General features: G+C 68.0%; 22 protein-coding genes. 19 read left to right on the forward strand and 3 right to left on the reverse strand.

The genetic code is table 11. The features are described 5' to 3' along the window. Both BM133_RS31865 and opgC read right to left on the reverse strand, forming a co-directional pair. Complete coding sequence (locus BM133_RS31865) at nt 1-813, reverse strand: SEL1-like repeat protein (protein ID WP_143100270.1); 813 nt, start codon at nt 811-813, stop codon at nt 1-3. Between the two features lie 40 nt (nt 814-853). Continuing rightward, complete coding sequence (gene opgC / locus BM133_RS31870) at nt 854-1,996, reverse strand: OpgC domain-containing protein (RefSeq protein WP_093443123.1); 1,143 nt, start codon at nt 1,994-1,996, stop codon at nt 854-856. 182 nt (nt 1,997-2,178) lie between these two features. On the opposite strand from opgC, the gene BM133_RS31875 reads away from it, so the two are divergent. The 19 genes from BM133_RS31875 to BM133_RS31965 all read left to right on the forward strand — a co-directional run bounded on the left by BM133_RS31875 (nt 2,179) and on the right by BM133_RS31965 (nt 20,536). Further along, entirely contained in the window at nt 2,179-8,211 is a 6,033-nt protein-coding gene (locus BM133_RS31875; protein WP_093443125.1) for an alpha-2-macroglobulin family protein, read from the forward strand. 105 nt (nt 8,212-8,316) lie between these two features. Next, complete coding sequence (locus tag BM133_RS31880; RefSeq protein WP_093443127.1) at nt 8,317-8,961, forward strand: hypothetical protein; 645 nt, start codon at nt 8,317-8,319, stop codon at nt 8,959-8,961. 36 nt (nt 8,962-8,997) lie between these two features. Then, nucleotides 8,998-9,537, forward strand: coding sequence for a protein-tyrosine phosphatase family protein (locus BM133_RS31885; protein ID WP_093443129.1), 540 nt, complete (start codon nt 8,998-9,000; stop codon nt 9,535-9,537). Beyond that, nucleotides 9,537-9,950: a VOC family protein gene (locus tag BM133_RS31890; protein ID WP_093443131.1), complete on the forward strand. Its 414-nt coding sequence runs from the start codon at nt 9,537-9,539 to the stop codon at nt 9,948-9,950. Before BM133_RS31885 ends, BM133_RS31890 begins: the two co-directional genes overlap by 1 nt. Continuing rightward, the gene (locus BM133_RS31895) at nt 9,947-10,258 is read left to right on the forward strand and encodes an antibiotic biosynthesis monooxygenase (RefSeq protein WP_093443133.1); all 312 of its coding nucleotides are present in this window, start codon (nt 9,947-9,949) and stop codon (nt 10,256-10,258) included. The genes BM133_RS31890 and BM133_RS31895 overlap by 4 nt, the downstream gene beginning before the upstream one ends. Nucleotides 10,259-10,298: 40 nt before the next feature. Further along, nucleotides 10,299-10,790 (forward strand): YcxB family protein, encoded by a 492-nt coding sequence (locus BM133_RS31900; RefSeq protein WP_093443135.1) that lies wholly within the window; start codon nt 10,299-10,301, stop codon nt 10,788-10,790. An 87-nt stretch (nt 10,791-10,877) separates the two neighbouring features. Then, complete coding sequence (locus BM133_RS31905) at nt 10,878-11,243, forward strand: nuclear transport factor 2 family protein (protein ID WP_093443137.1); 366 nt, start codon at nt 10,878-10,880, stop codon at nt 11,241-11,243. Between the two features lie 25 nt (nt 11,244-11,268). Further along, entirely contained in the window at nt 11,269-11,700 is a 432-nt protein-coding gene (locus BM133_RS31910; RefSeq protein ID WP_093443139.1) for a GNAT family N-acetyltransferase, read from the forward strand. Between the two features lie 129 nt (nt 11,701-11,829). Continuing rightward, complete coding sequence (gene blaOXA, locus BM133_RS31915) at nt 11,830-12,696, forward strand: class D beta-lactamase (protein ID WP_093443141.1); 867 nt, start codon at nt 11,830-11,832, stop codon at nt 12,694-12,696. A 54-nt stretch (nt 12,697-12,750) separates the two neighbouring features. Then, complete coding sequence (locus tag BM133_RS31920) at nt 12,751-13,668, forward strand: LysR family transcriptional regulator (RefSeq protein ID WP_093443143.1); 918 nt, start codon at nt 12,751-12,753, stop codon at nt 13,666-13,668. Nucleotides 13,669-13,812: 144 nt separating this feature from the next. Beyond that, nucleotides 13,813-14,490 (forward strand): DUF4286 family protein, encoded by a 678-nt coding sequence (locus BM133_RS31925; protein WP_093443145.1) that lies wholly within the window; start codon nt 13,813-13,815, stop codon nt 14,488-14,490. Between the two features lie 56 nt (nt 14,491-14,546). Then, a complete protein-coding gene (locus BM133_RS31930) occupies nt 14,547-15,863 on the forward strand; it encodes an MFS transporter (protein WP_093443147.1) in 1,317 nt (438 codons plus the stop codon). 7 nt (nt 15,864-15,870) lie between these two features. After that, entirely contained in the window at nt 15,871-16,584 is a 714-nt protein-coding gene (locus BM133_RS31935; protein ID WP_218158418.1) for a DUF2848 domain-containing protein, read from the forward strand. After that, nucleotides 16,584-17,933: an amidase gene (locus tag BM133_RS31940; protein WP_093443149.1), complete on the forward strand. Its 1,350-nt coding sequence runs from the start codon at nt 16,584-16,586 to the stop codon at nt 17,931-17,933. Before BM133_RS31935 ends, BM133_RS31940 begins: the two co-directional genes overlap by 1 nt. A 60-nt stretch (nt 17,934-17,993) precedes the next feature. Beyond that, on the forward strand, nt 17,994-18,578 hold the full coding sequence (locus BM133_RS31945; RefSeq protein WP_093443151.1) for a GNAT family N-acetyltransferase: 585 nt from the start codon (nt 17,994-17,996) through the stop codon (nt 18,576-18,578). Beyond that, nucleotides 18,575-19,069: a GNAT family N-acetyltransferase gene (locus BM133_RS31950; RefSeq protein WP_093443153.1), complete on the forward strand. Its 495-nt coding sequence runs from the start codon at nt 18,575-18,577 to the stop codon at nt 19,067-19,069. Before BM133_RS31945 ends, BM133_RS31950 begins: the two co-directional genes overlap by 4 nt. 35 nt (nt 19,070-19,104) lie before the next feature. Continuing rightward, a complete protein-coding gene (locus tag BM133_RS31955) occupies nt 19,105-19,383 on the forward strand; it encodes a DUF2277 domain-containing protein (protein ID WP_093443155.1) in 279 nt (92 codons plus the stop codon). Between the two features lie 75 nt (nt 19,384-19,458). Further along, on the forward strand, nt 19,459-19,860 hold the full coding sequence (locus BM133_RS31960) for a GFA family protein (RefSeq protein ID WP_093443157.1): 402 nt from the start codon (nt 19,459-19,461) through the stop codon (nt 19,858-19,860). A gap of 49 nt (nt 19,861-19,909) precedes the next feature. Continuing rightward, entirely contained in the window at nt 19,910-20,536 is a 627-nt protein-coding gene (locus BM133_RS31965; RefSeq protein WP_093443159.1) for a LysE family translocator, read from the forward strand. A 58-nt stretch (nt 20,537-20,594) separates the two neighbouring features. Here BM133_RS31965 and BM133_RS31970 read toward each other — a convergent pair whose 3' ends face one another. Further along, nucleotides 20,595-20,798 (reverse strand): thrombospondin type 3 repeat-containing protein, encoded by a 204-nt coding sequence (locus tag BM133_RS31970; protein ID WP_371286374.1) that lies wholly within the window; start codon nt 20,796-20,798, stop codon nt 20,595-20,597. Nucleotides 20,799-20,817: the final 19 nt, after the last annotated feature.

Here is a 20,817-nt window from a genome sequence, read left to right on the forward strand (position 1 = left end):
TCAGGGCGGCGGCAGCAGATCCTGGTACTCGGGGAGCGTGAGCAACTCCAGGTCCGGGAATTTTTGCGCCGCTTCCCGGATGTTCTTGAGCGTCTGCACCATGCGCGCGCGCACTTCCCTGCGCACCTCAACCTGCTCGCCAGAGGGCAGGCTGCCAAGGTAGTAGGTGCCTGGCACGCAGCCGTGCAGAAAGTTTTCCGCCTTCGGCTCAGCTTCCCGCAGAAGCACTGCATGCCTCTGCGCCGCAATCTGCGAAAAATCCGCGCTCGGCGACGCTTCGCGCGCCTTGTGCAACGCGACCGTCATGTAGCCGGCGGTATCGAACGAGGCCGGATGGCAGGAAACCCATGAAAGAAACATGCGATCGGCCACCGATTTGCGGTCCAAGCCATCAAGGCCGATGCGCCCGCCCAACTGCTTCGCAGCATCGGCGATGCCATGCTCGGCCGCGAGCCAGCGCCAACGCAGGCTCTCGCTTCTGTCGGAACCTCGCTCCAGATGGATCGCGAGGGCTTCATAGGCGGGCGGATAGCCTTGCGCCGCCGCGAAGCGGAAGTCTTCGATCGCGCGCGCACGGACACCTGAGTCGACTGTCGAACTCCGCATGAGCGCATGGCCGCGATGCACACGCCCGAACGGTGTGCCACTGTTGCCGAGCGCGATTTCGCATGCGCCCTGATCTGCGGTGCTGTAACAGGCCAAGCGTTGCTGCACGTCCTGCTGAACTGCGTCCGGCAAGGCCGAGTGCGCCATGCCACCCAAATCCATTGCCCAGGCTGCCAGGACATTTCTGGAGAAAGCAGAATCGATCATCGTCATCCTCATCACATCCCAAAAGGAGATGTCGCGACAGCTAGGCCGGCGCGGGGCTCGAAGGCACATCGTCCGCCGGCGGCGGCACATCCGCCCCGCGCGTGAACCGCGCCACGACGTACATCCCCGCGAACACTGCCAGCAACAGGAGCCCGTCGCCCCACCACGGCCGCGCGGTCTGGCTGTCGCCGTAGAAGGCCAGCACCAGCAGCACCGCCACCAGGTGCGCGCAGAACACCGGCAGCGACGCCGAACCCATTGCCTCCAGCCAGTGCAGCCGCGGAATCCGGCGCATCAGCCAAGGCCCGAAGCGCACCGCCAGGATGCCCAGCGCCACAAGGTTCACGAGGCGCAGCGGGCCCAGCTGCCACTTGTCGAACAGCAGGTTCAGCTCCACGTCGCCACCGAACGGCGCCTGGCCGTTGATGCCGGTGTGGCGCCAGTAGACGCCGTAGAGCGCGATGCCCGCCGCCAGCGCCAGCAGCCACCACGGAAAGCGCAGCGGCCGCGCCTGCGGCCCGCTGCGGGTGGCGCCGATGCACAGGCCCGCGAACCACAGGAACTGCCAGGCATAGGTATTGAAGGCCCCCATCTCGTGGAACGGAACCGGGATGTGCAGGTAGTGCACCGCCAGCCCGTAGATCCATTCGCTGATGCCGAACTGCGCCGCCGCCCACACGGCGACGCTGGCCACCATCACCAGCGTCCAGCCGTGGCGCATGGCGAAGGCCAGCACCCAGGGGCTCATGAGCATGAAGAAGATGTACATCGGCAGGATGTCCAGCAGCGCCGGCTCATAGATCAGCAGCAGCCCGAACAGGAAGCCGTCGCGCGGCTCCGCCAGGTAGTACGACACCAGGTTCTTCACCGCCGGCTGGTCGATGTGCAGCCCGAGTGCTGCGATCACGGTGAACAGGAACAAAAGGATCGCCGCCTGGCACAGGTAGACCTTGACCACCCGCCGCCAGAACGCGGTGCGCATCGAGTCCACCCCGCGGGCGTAGCCGATGCGGCTGTAGACCAGCCCCGCCACGAAGGCCGACAGCAGCACGAAGCCCTCGGCCGCCGAGACGAAGCCGAAAGGCTGTCCCAGCGGATCGGTCAGGCGGGTGGGAAGGTGGGTGACGGTCATCAGCACGAGCATCAGCCCGCGCAAGGCGTCTATTTCCCAGTAGCGTTTCATCGGTCGGCGGCGAGGTCTTGGTGGCGGTCTGCGCGGCGCACGCACGACGGTACGGATTGTAAGAAGCCCGGCGTAAACCCCGTGTGAACCGGGCCGAAGGCACGAACGACATATGACGGTTGGCACTGCCGTACTGACGCGCAAATCGGCTACGCTGCGCGCTGCCCCAAGGAGGAGATTCCGTGACCCGTTTCGTTCCCTCATTGCTCCTGGCCGCGAGCGCGCTGCTGGCCGCACCGAGCTTTGCACTCCAGATCACCAGCCTCACGCCCCAGGGCGAAGTGGCGCGCGTGCGCCAGATCGTCGCCAAGTTCGACCAGGCGGCCGTCAACTTCGGCGACCCCAAGGCGCCCGCCCCGCTCTCGGTGAGCTGCACCGATGCGCAAGCCGGCAAGGGCACCGGCCGCTGGACCGACGCCAAGGCCTGGGTCTACGACTTCGAGAACGACCTGCCGCCCGGCGTGCGCTGCACCGTCACCCGCATTCCCACCTTCAAGCCCAGCGCGGGCGGCGAGCTCACCGGCCCGGAACGCTATCAATTCAATAGCGGCGGCCCGTTCGTGCGCAACTTCATGCCGGGCACCTACGCCCGCATCGACGAGCAGCAGATGTTCGTGCTCGAGCTCAACGGCGCGGCCACGCTGGAGAGCGTGCGCCAGAACGTCTGGTGCGCGGCCGACGGCGTGGGCGAGCGCATTCCGGTCAAGCTGCTTGAGGGCGAGCAGCGCGCGGGTCTCCTGAAGGCCTTCAGCCGCGACAAGGCGGCCGAGAAGGAGCCGCTGCGCTTCATCACGATGCAGTGCAACCGCACGCTCACGCCGGGCGCCAAGGTGCAGGTGGTCTACGGCAAGGGCGTGGCCACGCCCTCGGGCGTCGCCAACAACGTGGAGCGCCGGCTGGACTACCAGGTGCGCGAACCCTTCGCGGTTTCGTTTACCTGCGAGCGCGAGAACGCGCAGGCCGCGTGCCTGCCGCTGCGCCCGATGCAACTGAGCTTCAATGCGCCGGTCACGCGCAAGCTGGCCTCGCAGATCGAGCTCAAGGGCGACGGCAAGACGCTCAAGGCCAGGCTCGAGAACGAAGGCGGCACGCAGAGCGACGACGACGTGGTCAACAACGTGAGCTTCGGCCCGCCGCTGGCCGAGAGCACGCAATACAGCATCGAGCTGCCCGCCAAGTTCGAGGACGCCTCGGGCCGCCCGCTGGCCACGCCGTCCAGCTTTCCGCTGAAGGTCGCGACCGGCGCGATGCCGCCGCTGGCCAAGTTCGCCGCCTCGCCCTTCGGCGTGATCGAGCGGCTGGCCGAACCCGACACGCCGGCCATGATGCCGGTGACCGTGCGCCGCGTGGAGCCGCAACTGATGGTGCAGGCCCTCACGCCCGGCAAGGTGAGCGACATGAACCCGAAGACCGACGCGGAAATCATCGCGTGGTATCGCAAGGTGCGCCGCTACGACAACAGCTATGTGGTCAACCGCGATGTCGCGCGCAAGGACGTGAAGGGCGCCCTGCCCCCCGTCATCGACAAGGACGACCGCACCACCGTGCAGACCCGCATGCTGTCGCTCCTGGCCGGCCAGCCGGGCGTGAAGGCGCTGGACATGCCCAAGTCCGAGGCGGGCGATCCCCGCCCCTTCGAAGTCATCGGCATCCCGCTGACGCCCGGCTTCCACGTGCTGGAGATCGCCTCGCAGAAACTGGGCGAAGCCCTGCTCGACGAGCGCTACCCCGCCGGCCGCACGATGTACGTGCGCACCACGGCGCTGGCCACCAACCTGGCCGTGCACTTCAAGCTGGGCCGCGAGAACTCGATGGCCTGGGTCACCACGCTGGACAAGGGCAAGGTCGTCGCGGGCGCCGAGGTGCGCGTGTCCAGCTGCGACGGCAAGGCCGTGGCCACCGGCACCACCGACGCCAACGGCATCGTCACGCTGCAGGGCGTGTCGCCGCAGGCGCCCAACTGCAACGGCCCGAACGAATACGACAGCGGCGCCTGGTTCGTGAGCGCCCGCGCCAAGGACGACAAGGGCGTGGAAGACCTCGCCTTCACCTTCAGCGACTGGCAGCGCGGCATCGAGCCCTGGCGCTTCAACGTGCCCACCAACCTGCAGCCCGAGCCCGACCGCATCGCCCACACCATCTTCGACCGCACGCTCCTGCGCGCCGGCGAAACGGTGTCGATGAAGAGCCTGATCCGCACGCAGACGAGCAAGGGCTTCGGCCTGCCGGAGAGCCGGCCCGACACGCTGGTCATCACCCACACCGGCAGCGGCCAGCGCTTCACGCAGCCGCTGGCCTGGCGCAAGACCGCCACCGGCGGCCTGAGCGCCGAAAACACCTTCCCCATTCCACCCGCCGCCAAGCTCGGCGTGTACGAGGTGATGCTGCGCAGCGGCGCCGGCAAGGACGCCAACGGCGACGGTGAAGAAGGCGATGAAGGGGGCGAAGGCGGCGGCAGCCGCAGCTTCAGCACCGGCACGTTCCGCGTCGAGGAATTCCGCCTCCCCGTGCTCGAAGGCCGCATCGCGCCCACCGAGAAGAAGCCGCTGGTGGCCGCGACGAGCGTGCCCACCGACGTGCAGATCAACTACGTGGCCGGCGGCGGCGCCGCCAACCTGCCGGTGCGCGTGTCGGCCATGGTGCGCGGCAAGAGCCTGAGCTTCTCCGACTACGACGCCTTCAGCTTCAACCCGCCGCGCGCCGAACAGGGCGAAGGCACGCAGGCCGCGTCCGCGGCCGACACCGCGGGCGCCGAGGAAGACATCAACAGCGCCAGCGACACCCGCGTGATCGCCGACAAGCTCGCGCTCACGCTCAACAAGGACGGCGCGGGCAAGGTCACCATCGACAAGGTGCCCAAGGTCAAGGCCGCGCGCGAGCTGCTGCTCGAAGCCACCTACGCCGACCCGAACGGCGAGGTGCAGACCATCCGCAGCACGCAGACGTTGTGGCCCGCGTCGGTCATCGCCGGCATCAAGACCGAGGGCTGGGTCTCCACCAGCCAGAAGCTCAAGTTCCAGGCGCTCGCGCTCGACCTCACGGGCAAGCCCCAGGCCGGCGTGACGCTCAACGTGCGCGCCGTGGCACGCATCACCACCACCAGCCGCAAGCGCATGGTGGGAGGCTTCTACACCTACGACAACAAGACCGAGACCAAGGACATCGGCACCGTCTGCAGCGGCAAGAGCGATTTGCGCGGCCTGCTGCTGTGCGAATCGGAGCTGAAGGAGGCCGGCGAAGTCGAACTCATCGCCAGCGCCACCGACGGCGACGGCCGCGATGCCAAGGCCGTGAGCTCCGTCTACGTGACCAAGCAGGGCGAGCTCTGGTTCGGCGGCGAGGACAACGACCGCATCGACGTGCTGCCCGAGAAGAAGAGCTACCAGCCCGGCGAAGTCGCCAAGTTCCAGGTGAGGAGCCCCTTCCGCTTCGCGACCGCGCTGGTCTCGGTGGAACGCGAAGGCATCATCGAAACCCACGTCGTGCAGCTCGACGGCAAGGACCCGACGGTCACGCTGCAGGTCAAGCCCGAATGGGGCCCCAATGCCTACATCAGCGTGCTCGCGCTGCGCGGACGCCTGCGCGAAGTGCCGTGGTACAGCTTCTTCACCTGGGGCTTCAAGGCGCCGCGCGAGTGGTGGACCGCCTTCTGGTACGAAGGCAAGGAATATGTCGCACCCACCGCGATGGTCGACCTGAGCAAGCCCGCCTACCGCCTGGGCATGGCCGAGATCCGCGTGGGCACGCGCGCCCACCAGCTGGACGTGACCGTCACCAGCGACAAGCCCAGCTACCCGATCCGCAGCAAGGCACAGCTCACCATCACCGCCAAGCTGCCCGACGGCAAGCCCGCAGCCGGCGCCGAAGTGGCGCTGGCCGCGGTCGACCAGGCGCTCTTGGAGCTGATGCCCAACGACAGCTGGAACCTCTTGAACGCGATGCTGCAGCGGCGCAGCTGGGGCGTGAGCACCTCCACCGCGCAGATGGAAATCGTCGGCCGGCGCCACTACGGGCGCAAGGCCGTGCCCGCGGGCGGCGGCGGCGGCAAGGGCCAGACGCGCGAACTGCTCGACACCCTGCTCCTGTGGAACCCGAAGGTGGTGCTCGACGCCAACGGCCAGGCCGTGGTGACGGTGCCGCTGAACGATGCGCTCACCACCTTCAAGATCGTGGCAGTCGCCGATTCGGGCACCAGCCTCTTCGGCACCGGGCAAGCGAGCATCCAGGCCACGCAAGATTTGCAGATCATCAGCGGCCTGCCGCCACTGGTGCGCGAGGACGACCAGTTCCGCGCCCAGATCACGCTGCGCAACACCACGCAGAAGCCGATGAAGGTGGAAGCCACGCCGCGCGCCACCCTGCTCACGCTGGAGACGCAGACCGTGGACATCCCGGCCGGCGAAGCGCGTGAAGTGGCATGGACCGTGACCGCGCCCGCGCAACTCGCGCAGACGCGCGCCGAAGCCATCCTGTGGGAAATCGAAGCCAAGGACACCATCGGCGGCGCGCGCGACGCGCTCAAGGTGCGCCAGCGCATCGTGCCCTCGGTGCCGCTCACGGTGCAGCAGGCCACGCTGGTGCAGATCGACGGGCCTTTCACGCTCGACGTGGCGCCGCCGGCCGACGCCCTCCCCGGCCGCGGCGGCCTGAAGCTGTCGCTGCAACCCAAGCTGGCCGAGGGCCTCCCGGGCGTGCGCGACTGGTTCGCCAACTACCCATTCATCTGCCTCGAACAGAAGACCAGCAAGTCGGTGGGCCTGCGCGACGCGAAGATGTGGCAGGGCGTGCTGGCGACGTTGCCGACCTACCTGGACAGCGACGGCCTGGCCAACTACTTCCCGCCGCGCGACGGCGAAGCCAACCGCGGCAGCGACATCCTCACCTCGTACCTGCTCGCAGCGACCAATGAGGCCGCGCAGCTGAACCCCGCCTTCGCGCTGGCCGACGACGTGCGCGCCCCGATGGAGTCGGGCCTGATCGCCTTCGTCGAAGGCCGCATCACCCGCGAGTTCTGGAGCCCGCGCAAGGACCTGGACGTGCGCAAGCTCGCCGCGCTCGAAGCGCTCTCGCGCTACGGCAAGACCAAGGGAAGCATGGTCGGCAGCATCACCATCGCGCCGAACCAGTGGCCCACCAGCGCGGTGATCGACTGGCTCAATATCCTGAAGCGCGTGCAAGACGTGCCGCAGCGCCAGCAGCGACTGGACGAAGCCAACAGCGTGCTGAAGGCACGCCTGTCGTACCAAGGCACCAAGCTCATCTTCAGCACCGAGCAGGACGACTACTGGTGGTGGCTCATGACCAACGGCGACGTCAACACCGCGCGCCTGTTGCTCAGCGTGATGGACGACCCGGCCTGGAAGGACGACATCGGCAAGCTCGCCAACGGCTTCATCGGCCGCCAGCAGAACGGCGCCTGGCACACCACCACCGCCAACCTGTGGGGCGGGCTCGCGCTGGAGAAATTCAGCAAGGTCTTCGAAAGCACCCCGGTGGCCGGCGTCACCGCCGCCACGCTCGGCGCGGTGAAGGCGCAGGTCGACTGGAGCCGTGTGGAACGCGTGAAGACCAGCGACCCGGCCGGCGCACCGAACCAGACCACGATGTTCGGCGCGCCCGCATCGCCCGGCAACCTGAAGAGCAACACGATGTTCCTGCCGTGGGCTGCATCCCCGTCGGGCGCACCGGTGCGCGACACCCTGCTGGTCACCCAGCAAGGCACCGGCAAGCCGTGGCTCACGCTGCAGTCGCTGGCCGCCGTGCAGCTGAAGGCGCCGTTCGCCGCCGGCTACGCGATCAAGAAGACCATCACGCCGGTCGAGCAGGCCACCGCGGGCAAGTACACCCGCGGCGACGTGCTGCGCGTGAGCATCGAGGTGAACGCCAGCGCCGACATGACCTGGGTGGTGATCAGCGACCCGATCCCGGGCGGCGCCACCATCCTGGGCGGGGGCCTGGGCCGCGACTCGCAGATCGCCACGCAGGGCGAGAAGAAGTCGGGCGCCGGCTGGCCGGCCTTCGAGGAACGCAGCTTCGAGGCTTTCCGCAGCTACTACGAATACCTGCCCAAGGGCGTGGTGAAGATGGAATACACCGTGCGCCTGAACAACGTCGGCGACTTCGCGCTGCCGCCCAGCCGCGTCGAAGCGATGTATGCGCCCGAGATGTTCGGCGAGGCGCCGAATGCGCGGGTGAAGGTGGAGGCGGCGAAGTAATCGCGCGGCCCCACCAGCGCCGGACCCTCGGCGAACGCGCGTGCCGCGCCGGCAACGCGTTCGCCGATCCGAGGACCCAGTGACCATTGAAACAAGGAGGACCCCGTGGGCCTGTCCATTTCCGTCGGCATCCTGGCCGACCTGATCGAAAACGATCCCGAGAGCGCCGAGCGCTTCGATGAAGATTTCGCCGCCGCGAACCGCAAGCTCGCCGAGGCCGGCCTGCCGCCGCACGTGGAGCCCCGCGCGCTGCCGCCGCTCGATTCGCGCGCGCAGATCGACGGCCTGCCCTACTCGTTCATCCACTACCTGCGCCGCGCCTACGCGCACCGCGTGACGACGCCCGGATGGATGGCCACGCCGCTGCCCGAGGACACCGATCCCACGGAAGACGAGACGCTCGAAGACGTGGCCAGCACCTTCGAGAGCCACCTGCTGTGCCACTCCGACGCGGAAGGTTTCTACCTGCCGGTCGACTTCGAGGAGGTGATCTTTGCCGAGGAAGACGAGACCGACCTGCCCGGCGGCATGCTCGGCTCGTCGTACCGGTTGCTCGAAGAACTGGTGCTGGTCGCCCCGGCGCTCGGCATCGAACTCTCGGATGGCCAGCTGTCGGACGAGGAAGCCGCGCGACTCGGTGACACCATGGGCGACGACGAAGGCCTCTACCGGGAGATCGAGTCGTGGCTGCTGCTTTACGAATCGGCGCGCTTGAGCATTGCGCACAAGACGGCGATTGTTTTTTCCTAGGACCCGGCGGCCGGATTACCCGCTGAAATCGAGGCCATGTTCGAGACAACCATCCACTGGGTACAGGACATAACGCCTCACAGGCTGGGTCTCATGGCGCGCCCGCGCGGAGGTGAATCACTTTGCGAGGAGATCGCCTCCTGGCAGCGCGCGTCCGTGGGTATGGTGGTCTCGTTGCTCGAGTCCCACGAGATTCGAGAGCTCGAACTCAGGGAGGAAGCGTCGCTCTGTGCCGAACGTGGCATCGCATTCCGGCAGTTTCCGATTCCGGACCGAAGTACACCGCGGTCACAGAGGGAAGTTCGAGCACTCATTGCTGAACTGACGGCAGAACTTGCCAGCGCACGGTCCGTTGCCATTCATTGCCGCGCAGGCATCGGTCGCACGGGCCTGATCGCAGGATGCGTGCTCCATGCACTGGGTGTTCCTGAAAAGGACATCTTCCGCCTGCTGAGCCGCTCCCGCGGCGTGGCAATGCCTGACACGACGGAACAGGCGGATTGGGTCCGAAAGTACGCCCTCGATACGATCCGGGAGCAAATCGATCAACGCTCCGGATTCAATCCTCCGTCTTGATGCCCCGCCACCTCGCCACCGTCACCCTCCTCGTCCACGACTACGACGAGGCCATCCGCTTCTTCACCGATGCGCTGCGCTTCGACCTCCTCGAAGACACGCCGCGCGGCCCTGGCAAGCGGTGGGTTGTGGTCGCGCCCTCGCACAACGCGGGTGCCACGCTGCTGCTCGCCAAGGCCGCGAACGACGAGCAGAAGGCAGCGGTCGGCCACCAGGCCGGCGGGCGCGTCTTCCTGTTCCTGCACACGCGGGACTTCGCGGCCGACCACGCGCACATGAAGGCGCACGGCGCCCGCTTCCTGGAAGAACCGAGGCATGAGCCCCACGGCACGGTGGCGGTCTTCCAGGATCTCTGCGGCAACAGGTGGGACCTGCTCCAACCCCTCACGGCCCCCGACGAAAGCGCCTCATGAACCGCCTCCTCGAAATCCGCACCTACCGGCTGAAGCCCGGCACGCTCGAAGCCTTCCACAAGGCCGTGCACGAACGCGCGGTGCCGATGCTGCGCAGCAAAGGCATGGACGTGGTCACGTATGGCAGGTCGGACCACGAGGAAGAGGCCTATCACCTCGTTCGCGCCTACGAAAGCCGCGAGGCGCTGGAGGCCGGGCAGGCCAGGTCTACGGATCTTCGGAATGGCGCGACGGCCCGCGCAGCGATCTGGTGGACCGCATCGACACGTATCTCAACACGCTGCTGTGGGTGTCGCAGGAGGCGGTAGACAGCATGCGCACGCTCAATCCTTCGACCCTGTCCTGACGATGCAACACACCGCAACCCTCGCCTACGACGAAGCGCTGATCCGCGAGGCGGCGTTCTGCTTCTGGCGCCGCACGGTCGGCTGGGGCTTCCCCCTGGCGCTGGCGGTGCTCGCCGTGTCGCTGTGCGTGCTGCTCCTGGGCGGCAACCGGTCCTGGATCGTCGGTGTCGAGGCGAGCGCGCTGGCCGTGGGCATCGGGTTCGCCATTGCCATCTACGCTGTGCATTACCGCAATGCGATGACCAGGTTCCGGGCCCTGGTTTCGGGAAAGGCCACCTTCATCGCGCAGGACGACGGCCTGTCGTTCTCGTCGGAACTCGGCAGCACGACCCTGCCCTGGTCCGCGGTCACGGAGGTGTGGCGGTTCGAGCGCGTCTGGCTCCTGCTCTTTTCGAAGGCGCAGTTCTCGACGCTGCCCCTCGCCTCGATCCCGCCGGAGATGCAGTCTTTTCTATTGCAGCGGGTCGAGGCATCGGGCGGCAAGATCGTCTGAGCGTCTCGCTGCGAACGCTGCCACGAACGGGCGCGCAGGCCTACACTGCGGCTCGGTCACCACCCCCTACATCCATAGGAGAAACGCATGAACACCCAGGAAATCGCCAACCAGCTCGTGGCGGTGTGCAAGGCAGGGAATTTCGAGGACGCCCTCGTGCTCTACGCCCCCGACGCGGTGAGCGTCGAGGCCGGCGGCCCGCCCGGCCAGTCGCGCGAGGCGGTCGGCCTTGCGGCCATCAAGGCCAAGGGCGAGTGGTGGGTCGCCAACCACGAGGTGCACTCCATGCAGGTCGCCGGCCCGTGGCCGCATGGCGACCGCTTCATCGTCGGCTTCAAGATCGACGTGACCATGAAGGCCACCAAGCACCGCTTCACGATGGAAGAAATGGCGCTCTATACCGTCGAGGGCGGCAAGATCGTGCGGGAAGAATTCTTCTACGCGATGGGCTAGCGCGGATGCGCAACCCGGCGTTGCCATGACCCTCGAATGGCGCCACACGCTCGACGCGCTCGACTGGAACGAGCTCTCGCGCCTCTACGAGATCGCCCCGCTCGGCCACAAGAAGCCGGCCGACCTGCAGGTCGTGTTCTCGAACAGCCTGTTCAAGTGCCTGGTCTATGAAGGCGATCGCTTGATCGGCGCGGGTCGCGCAGTGGCCGACGGCCTGGACTGCTCCTACATCTGCGACGTGGCGGTGCACCCCGACCACCAGGGCATCGGCCTGGGCAAGGCGATCGTCGCGAAGCTCGTCGAGTTCTCGCGTGGACATCGCAAGATCATCCTGTACGCGGTGGCGGGCAAGGAGCCCTTCTACAAGAAGCTGGGCTTCAGGCGCATGCGCACCGCGATGGCGATCTTCGGCAACGAGCAGCAGGCGCGCGAGCGCGGGCTGATCGACGACAGCTGAATCACCAAAGCAGCGCGGGCGGGCGGCGTGACAGCCGTTACGCCCGTGACGAAGCGCGGGGCCGCCTGCGTTGTGAATGGCCAGCGTGCACTGGATGATCCGCACCTTCCATCACGCGCCGCACACGACATGCCTCTGCTTCCTCCGCCTTTCACGACCCACACGCCCCGCGCGCGCCGCACCTTTCTCGCCCAAGGCGGCTGCGGCCTGCTCGCCGCGCTCGGCGCCGCCCGCTTCGCCGACGCCGCCACGCCCGCCGCACACGTGGAAGAGCGGCCAGACCTCGCCGCCCACTTCAAGGAAGCCGGCGTGCGCGGAACCTGGGTGGTGCTCGACAGCGCCACCTCGAAGCTCACCGTGGTCGACCGCCGGCGCGCCGAGAAGCGCTTCAGCCCCGCCTCGACCTTCAAGATCCCCAACAGCCTGATCGCGCTGGAGACCGGCGCGGTGAAGGACATCGACGAAATCCTTCCCTACGGCGGCGGCACCTACAAGCGGAAGGACTGGGAGCGCGACATGAACCTGCGCGATGCGATCCGCGTCTCGCACCTGCCGATCTACCGCGGGGTGGCGCGCCGCATCGGCTTGGCGCGCATGAACGCGTGGATCGCGAAGCTGCACTACGGCAACGAGACGCTGGGCACCGAGGTCGACCAGTTCTGGGTCAACGACAAACTGCGGATCTCCGCCGCCGAGCAGGTGCGCTTCCTGATGCGGCTCGCGCAGCGCAGCCTGCCGATGTCGATGCGCACGCAGGACATGGTCCACGAGATCACGCGGCTCGAGAAGACGCCCACGCACGCCCTGCACGGCAAGACCGGCTGGTACGAAACGCCGGGCTTCTCGCTCGGCTGGTGGGTCGGCTGGGTCGCGCAGGCGAACGGCAGCGTGCAGAGCTTCGCGCTGAACATCGACATGCACGGCGAAGCCGACCTGGCCAAGCGCATTCCGCTGGCCCGCAAGCTGCTCTCGCAGATGAACCTGCTCCCGTCCTAGGGCAACACCCCTCATGCGGACGCGTTGCGGGCAAAATGCCCCGCAGGTGCCCTCATGAATACACGATTTGTCGAAGCCTTCCTCTGGGCCGCGCGGCTGGGCAGCTTTCGCGCGGCGAGCGACCGGCTCCACATCACGCAGGCGGCGGTGTCCAACCGCGTGGCCTCGCTGGAAGAAGACATCGGCGCGCGCCTCTTCGAGCGCGACGCGCGCGAGCTGCGGCTCACGCCCGTGGGCGTGCGGCTCATGGACTACGGCGAGCGGCTGCTCGAACTGCGGCGCGAGATCGTCTCGCTGGGCCGGCCGCGCGGCGACATCCTCGGGCTCGTGCGCATCGGCGCCATCGAGACCGTGGTCCACACCTGGCTCCTGGGCTTTCTCACCAACCTGCGCTCCACCTACCCGGGCATCGAGGTGCAACTGACCTCCGAGACCACGCTCGCCCTGCACCGGGGCCTGCGCGAAGGCGCGCTCGACATCGCGCTGCAGACCGACCACATCGCCGGCGCGGGCATCGTGAGCACGCCGTGCCTGCCGATGCCGATGGGCTGGGTCGGCCCGCCCGGCGCCGAGGGCACGCAGACCGTCGAGCAGCTGCTGCGCCAGCCCGTGCTCACCATGAGCCCCGGCTCGCAGCCGCACGAGGCGCTCAAGAACCTGTTTCGCGCGGCGGGCATTCCGCTGGGCAAGGTGCACTGCGTGAGCTCGATCTCGGCGCTCGCGCGCCTGGTGAAGGCGGGCTTCGGCAATGCGCTGGTGCCGCTGCCGCCCTGCTACGAATACGTGGCCATCGGCGATGTGCGGATCATCGCGTGCGATGCGCTCATCTCGCCGCAGCGCATCGTGGTGAGCCACCTGGAAGCGGCCGACTCCGATGCGATCCGGCTCGTGGCCGAACTGGCCTGCCGGGCCTCCGACCAGTTCACGACCTCGGCAGTCGCACCAACCTGGAGCGCAGCTTCAGAGGGTTAACCCTCAAATTGGCGCATTCCGGCCCCGAAAAGGGGCCAGTAATTCTTGTGGCTGTCGCCCAAAAAAACTCGTTTGTGACAGTCCGACCCCGCGACGGAAGATCGCGCCTTTATTTTTCGAAGGCCCGCCTCCTCTTCCGCCGCCATGAACACACCTGACCTTTCCTCCCCCGCAGCGATCGCGAACGGCATGCTCTTCGTCGCGTCCGACGTGGAGCCGGCCGACGAGGCCGACTTCAACCGCTGGTACGACAGGGAGCATGTGCAAGAGCGCGTGCGCATCCCCGGATTCCTTTCGGGCGCGCGCTATGTCTCGCTCGAAGGCGGACGCAAGTACCTGGGCCTGTACCGCACCGAATCGCTGGCCGTGTTCGGCTCGCCGGGCTACCGCGCCGCGTTCGAGAAGCAGACGCCGTGGTCCATCGCCAACCTCGACCGCATGCGCCAGCCGATCCGCCGCGTGTGCGCCGTGCGGGCCGTGACCGGCTTGGGCAGCGGCAGCCACGCGGTCGTGCTGCCGCTGGCTGTCACCGGCGACGTCGAGGCACTGGTCGCGCGCGCCGCTGCGGCCGGCCGCCAGCTCGCCGAGCAGGCAGGCTTCGTGCAGTCGTACCTGCTCGCACCCGACACCACGCTCAGCACGCCGCTGCCGCGCGAATCCACCGAAGGCCGCGTGCTGCAGCCGATGCTGGTCGTGGAGACCAGCAGCGCCGATGCAGCGCGCGCCGCTCGCACGCTGGCAGCCGCCGCGCTCGATGCCGACCCGGCCACCGGCTGGCTGCTTGCACTCGGCTGGAAGCTGGGCGCGGCCGAGCTGAACTGATCACGCTTCCTCGCACCTCCTCGCACTCTTCCTCTTCATCGAACAAGGGCATCTCCATGACCGAACACGTTCTCAAGGCCCCGGCCACCGCCGCAGCACCGCCTGCGCCCAAGATGGGCCGGCTCGCGATGGCCAGCTCCATCGGCACCACGCTGGAGTGGTACGACTTCACCGTCTACAACATCATGGCCGCGCTGGTCTTCAACGCGGTGTTCTTCCCGTCGTTCGACCCGCTCACGGGCACCATCCTCGCCTTCTCGACCTACGCGGTCGGCTACATCTCTCGCCCGCTGGGCGGCGTGGTGTTCGGCCACCTGGGCGACCGGCTCGGCCGGCGCTTCGTGCTGGTGGCCACGCTGGTCATCATGGGCGTCTCGACCGGCCTCATGGGGCTCTTGCCGACGTATGCGACCTGGGGCATCTGGGCGCCCGTGGCGCTCGTTGCCTTGCGCTTCGTGCAGGGCGTGGCGCTCGGCGGCGAATGGGCCGGCGCGGTGCTGCTGTCGATGGAACATGGCAAGCCCAACGAGCGCGGCCGCAACGCCTCGTTCACGCAGATCGGCCCGTCGTTCGGCACGCTGATCGGCACCGGCTTCATCGCGGCCGTGTCCGCATGGCTGAGCCCGGAAGACTTCATGGCCTGGGGCTGGCGCATTCCGTTCATCTCCAGCGTGGCGCTGGTGCTGTTCGGCCTGTGGCTGCGCAGCGGCGTGGAAGAAACGCCGGTGTTCCTCGAAATGGAAGAGAAGAAAGCCACCGCCAAGACGCCCGTGAAGGAAGTGTTCACGCAGCACTGGCGCCGCCTGCTGGTGGCCGGCGGTTCGCGCATCGGCTCCGACGTTCTGTATGCGCTGGTGGTGGTGTTCACGCTGACCTACGTGACGACGGTGCTGCACCTGTCGCGGCCGCTCGCGCTCACCGCCACGATGATCGGCGCGGCCTGCAACGCGATCGCGGTGCCCTACTTCGGCAGCTTGTCGGACCGCATCGGCCGCAAGCCCGTCTACATCGCCGGCGCGTTGCTGGGCATCGTCTGGGCCTTCGTGTTCTTCGTGCTGATGAACAGCGCGCAACCCATCGCGATCTGCGCGGCGGTGGTGGTCGGCCTGATCATCCACGCCATCATGTACGGCCCGCAGGCCGCCTTCGTGACCGAGCAGTTCCCGGGCCGCGTGCGCTATGCCGGCTCGTCGCTGGCCTACACGCTGGCCGGCATCCTGGGCGGCGGCTTCGCGCCGCTGATCATCGCGAGCCTCTACAAGTCGTGGGGCACCACGGTGGCCGTGTCGCTGTACGTGACGGTGGCCCTCTGCATCACGCTGGTCGCGCTCTTCATTGCCCGCGAAACCGCCAAGAAACCCCTGGAAGCCTGAGACCGACATGCATCTGCGTTTTGCCTGCGAAACCGTGAGCGCCGACGGCGCACGGTCCATCGAATTGCGCTCCATCGAACCCACCGCGCTGGTGGTGGCCGGATGGACCGGCCGCGACGTCGCGGCCATCGAACACCACATCCAGGAGCTGGCCGCCATCGGCGTGCCGCGCCCTTCGAGCGTGCCGCTGTACTACCGGGTGGCGTCCCAGCTGCTGACCCAGTCGAGCGCCATCGAAGCGCTGGGCGACCAGAGCTCCGGCGAGGCCGAGCCCGTGTTCTTCTTCTCGCAAGGCGAGTGGTGGCTGAGCGTGGCCTCGGACCACACCGACCGCCAGGTCGAGAGCTACTCGGTCGCCGTCTCCAAGCAGATGTGCGCCAAGCCCGTGGCCCAGGTGGCCTGGCGCTGGCACGACGTGCAGGCGCACCAGGACGAGATCGAATTGCACTCGCGCATCCTCGAGGACGGCCGCTGGGTGGACTACCAGCGCGGCACGCTCGCGTCGATCCGGCCGCTGGCCGCGCTGCGCGACGGCATGCCCGGCACGAGCGCCGCGCCCGAGGGCCTGTTCATGACCTGCGGCACGCTCGGTGCGCTGCCCAATGCGAAGGGCGAGGGCATCCGCCCCGCCGCGCAGATGGAAATCGAACTGCGCGACCCGCGCCTGCAGCGGCGCATCGTGCATCGCTACGCGGTGAACGCACTGCCGGTGGTGGCGTGATGCGCGGCACCGGCCACCTCACCATCGCCGCGCTGCGAGAACGCATTGCGCGCGGCGAGCTGTCGCACGAAGCGTTGATCGGGCAGGTGCTCGAAGCCGCTGCGCTGCCCTCGGCGCAGCATGTGTTCACGAAGACCTACGCCGATGCGGCGCTCGCGGCGGCGCGTCATGCGGATGCCGCGCAGAAGGCCGGCGTGCAACTCGGCGCACTCGCGGGCCTGCCGGTGTCGGTCAAGGACCTGTACGACGTCGCGGGCGAAACCACGATGGCCGGCTCCGCCGTCTGCGAAGGCGAACCGCCGGCCGCGCGCGATGCGGTGGCCGTGGCGCGGCTGCGCACGCAAGGCGCGGCCATCGTCGGCAAGACCAACATGACCGAATTCGCGTTCTCGGGCGTGGGCATCAACCCGCACCACGGCACGCCGCACAACCCGGCCGATGCGGAGACACCGCGCATCCCGGGCGGCTCGTCCTCGGGGGCGGCCGTGTCGGTGGCGCTCGGTCTCGCGGTCGCCGGGCTGGGCTCGGACACGGGCGGCTCGATCCGCATCCCGGCCGCGCTCTGCGGGCTCGTGGGTTTCAAGAACACGCAGTCGCGCGTGCCGCGCACGGGCGCCTTCGAGCTCGCGCGTTCGCTGGACACCGTCTGCGCGATGGCGCGCAGCGTCGAAGACTGCCTCGTCGCCGATGCGGCGATTGCCGATGCACCGCTGGCGGTGCGCCGGCGTCCGCTCGCGGGCCTGCGCCTCGCGGTGCCCCGCACGCTGATGTTCGACGGCATCGAGCCCGCGGTCGCTCGCGCCTTCGAGCGCTCGGTGCAGGCGCTGTCGGCGGCGGGTGCGCAGGTGGTCGAGATCACGCTGGCCGAGCTCGCGGAGATCGCATCGATCAACGCGCCCGGTGGCTTCTCGCCGGTGGAAGCATCGGCCGTGCACCGCGAGCGCTTCGCCGCGAAGCGCGAGGGTTTCGACTCGCGCGTGGCCGCACGCATCGCACTCGGCACCGAGGTGCGCGCCGCCGACTACATCGTCATGCAGGACCGCCGCCGCGACTGGATCGGCCGCGTCGAACACGCGCTCGAAGGCTTCGACGCCCTCGTCTGCCCGACCGTGCCGATCGTCGCGCCGCCCATCGCGTCGCTGGCCGAAGACGCAGCGTTCTTCCAGGCCAACGGCCTCTTGCTGCGCAACACCTTCGCAATCAACTTCCTCGATGGGTGCGCGTTCAGCCTGCCGTGCCATGCGCCGGACGAACTGCCGGTGGGGCTGATGCTCTCGTCGGTGCGCGGCGACGATGCGCGGCTCGCAGCCGTGGCGCTGGCCGTGGAGCCGGTGCTGCGTTTCGCCTGAGCGAACGGGGCCGGTCGGGCCGTGTCAGGGACCGGCCCCGATTCGGCTATCGTCTTGCGAATGCCGCTTTCGCACCCCACCCTCACCGGCCCGCGCATTCTCCTGCGCCCCCTGCTTGCATCCGATGCGCCGGCGCTCATCGACGCCGCCGCCGACGGCGAGCTCTGGAACCTGCCGTTCACCGTCGTGCCTTCGGCGGAGACGGTCGATGCGTACATCGGAAACGCCCTGCAAGGGAAAGCGGCCGGCACCGTGATGCCCTTCGCGACCGTGCTGCGCGAGACCGGCCGAGTCATCGGCTCGACGCGCTTCTGGAAGATCGACCGCATCAACCGCAAGCTGGAGATCGGCAGCACCTGGATCTCGGCGTCGTGGCAGAAGAGCTTCGTCAACACCGAGGCCAAGCACCTGATGCTGTGCCACGCCTTCCAGGAGATGGCGTGCGTGCGCGTGCAATTCACCACCGACGAGATCAACGCAAAATCTCGCGCGGCCACCCTGCGGCTCGGCGCGAAGCAGGAAGGCATCGTGCGCCACGAGCGGATCATGCCGGACGGCCGCAAGCGCAACTCGGTGCGCTTCAGCATCATCGATGACGAGTGGCCGGCCGTGAAAGCGCAACTGGAAGCGAGGATTCGCACATGACCCATTCCGTCGTAGCGACCCAAGAGCGCCACTTCGAGAGCCTGTACCAGGCGCTCGACACCGTGGCGCGCGAAAAGAAGTACCTCGCGCAGACCCAGGCGCCGCCGTGGCAGCAATCGCTCGCCTTCTATCGCAACGTGCTGGCCGAAGGCTTTCCGCATGTCGTCGCGGTCGATGCCGGCGACCGGGTCGTGGGCTGGTGCGACGTGTCGCCGGTCTTCGGGCATTCGAGGGCGCACATCGGCATCCTGGGCATCGCCCTCTTGCCCGAGGCGCGCGGCCGGGGCCTGGGCACGCAGCTGCTGCAGGCGGCCATCGACAGGTCGTGGTCGCGCGGGCTCACCCGCATCGAGCTCTCGGTCCGCGCGGACAACCTGAACGCCAAGGCGCTGTACGAGCGGCTGGGCTTCGAGCACGAAGGCCTCGCGCGGCGCGCCAGCCTGATCGACGGCATTTACCACGACGCTTTCAGGATGGCCCTGCTTCGCTAGACTGAAGCATTCACTGCAATTTGGAGAGAGCGCCCATGTGCAGAAGCATCAAGACCCTCTACAACTTCGAGCCCCCCGCCACCGAGCAGGAGATACGCGCCGCCGCGCTGCAGTTCGTGCGCAAGCTCAGCGGTTTCAGCGTGCCGTCCAAGGCCAACGAAGAGGCCTTCGAGCGCGCGGTCGATGAAGTGGCCGCGACGGCCGCGCGCCTGATCGAGTCGCTGGTCACCACCGCCGAGCCAAAGGACCGCGTCGTCGAGGCCGAGCGTGCCAAGGCCCGCTCGGCCGCCCGGTTCGGCACAGCGCCTGCCTGAAAAGCCCCCGCCGCTGCCCATTGGCACGGCATTTGATATGGTGTTTGCCGGCTGCCCGACGCAGCGAACAAGCACATGAAAAAGACTTACACCGGCGGCTGCCACTGCGGCGCCGTGCGATTCGAAGCCGACATCGACCTGAGCCTGGGCACCCTGCGGTGCAACTGCGCCATCTGCACCCAGACGCGCTTCTGGCCGGCCATCGTCGCAACCAATGCCTTCCGCCTGCTCGAAGGCGAATCTGAACTCAGCGACCAGATGCTGGACACCCGCAACAGCCACTACATCGTGTGCCGCCATTGCCGCGTGCGCTCCTTCGGCGTGGGCCATTCGCCCGAGACAGGCGCGAGCGCCTACGGCGTGAACGTGACCTGCCTGGACGACGTGGAACTGGACGACCTCACCAGCTCGCCGATCAGCTACGTGGACGGGCACCGCGGCGCCTGGCACGTCGCGCGCACGGCCCTCGGCACCTGACGCGGACCATCGCCTTCCAAGAACACCGACACCACCAGGAGACAACCTCATGCCCATCGAACTCTGGCTCGCCTTCGTCGCGGCCTCCGCCGTGCTCCTGATCATTCCGGGGCCGACCATCCTCACGGTGATCAGCTACTCGATGTCGCACGGCCGCCGCGCCAACGTGCCGCTCATCGCCGCGGTGGCGCTGGGCGACTCGACCGCGCTGGTGGTGTCGCTGCTGGGCCTGGGCGCGCTGCTGGCGACCTCGGCATTCTGGTTCACGGTGGTGAAGTGGGTGGGCGGGCTGTACCTGCTGTACCTGGGCATCCGGCTGATGCGCGCGGGGATCACGTCCACCGAGATGGCCGCGCCCGCAGCGCCCGCCTCGCGCTGGAGGCTCTTTGCCAACACCTACCTGGTGACGGCGCTGAACCCCAAGGGCATCGTGTTCTTCGTGGCGTTCCTGCCGCAGTTCATCAGCCCGGCCGCCGACGTGACGCGGCAGATGTGGGTGCTGGCCGTGACCTTCGTGGCGATGGCCGCGCTGAACGCGACGCTGTATGCGGTGTTCGCGGGCTCGGCGCGCAAGCTGCTCTCGTCGCCGCGCGCGCAGCGGCGCTTCAATCTCACCGGGGGGTCGCTGCTGAGCGCAGCGGGCCTCTGGGCGTTGATGGCGCGCCGGCCGGGGTAAAGGCAGGCCGCTTGAAAAAAAGGCCGTGAAGCGCAGAGCTTCGCGGCCTTTTTTTGCTTCAGCGGTTCGGGTTGTTCGGCGCCCGGTCGTAGCGGTTCGGAACCCCGTCGCCATCGCGGTCGCGGTCGGCGCGGTTCGGTATGCCGTCGCGATCGCGGTCGCGCTGGGCGCGCGGTGGCGGGTTGTTGTCGTACGGTGCGACCACGCAGCCGGCCAGGGCGGCCGATGCGGCCAGCAGGACTGCCAATGTCTTCATCATCATGATGCGTTTCTCCTTGGAG

The sequence above is a fragment of the Variovorax sp. 770b2 genome, assembly GCF_900115685.1.
Classification (GTDB): Bacteria; Pseudomonadota; Gammaproteobacteria; order Burkholderiales; family Burkholderiaceae_C; genus Variovorax.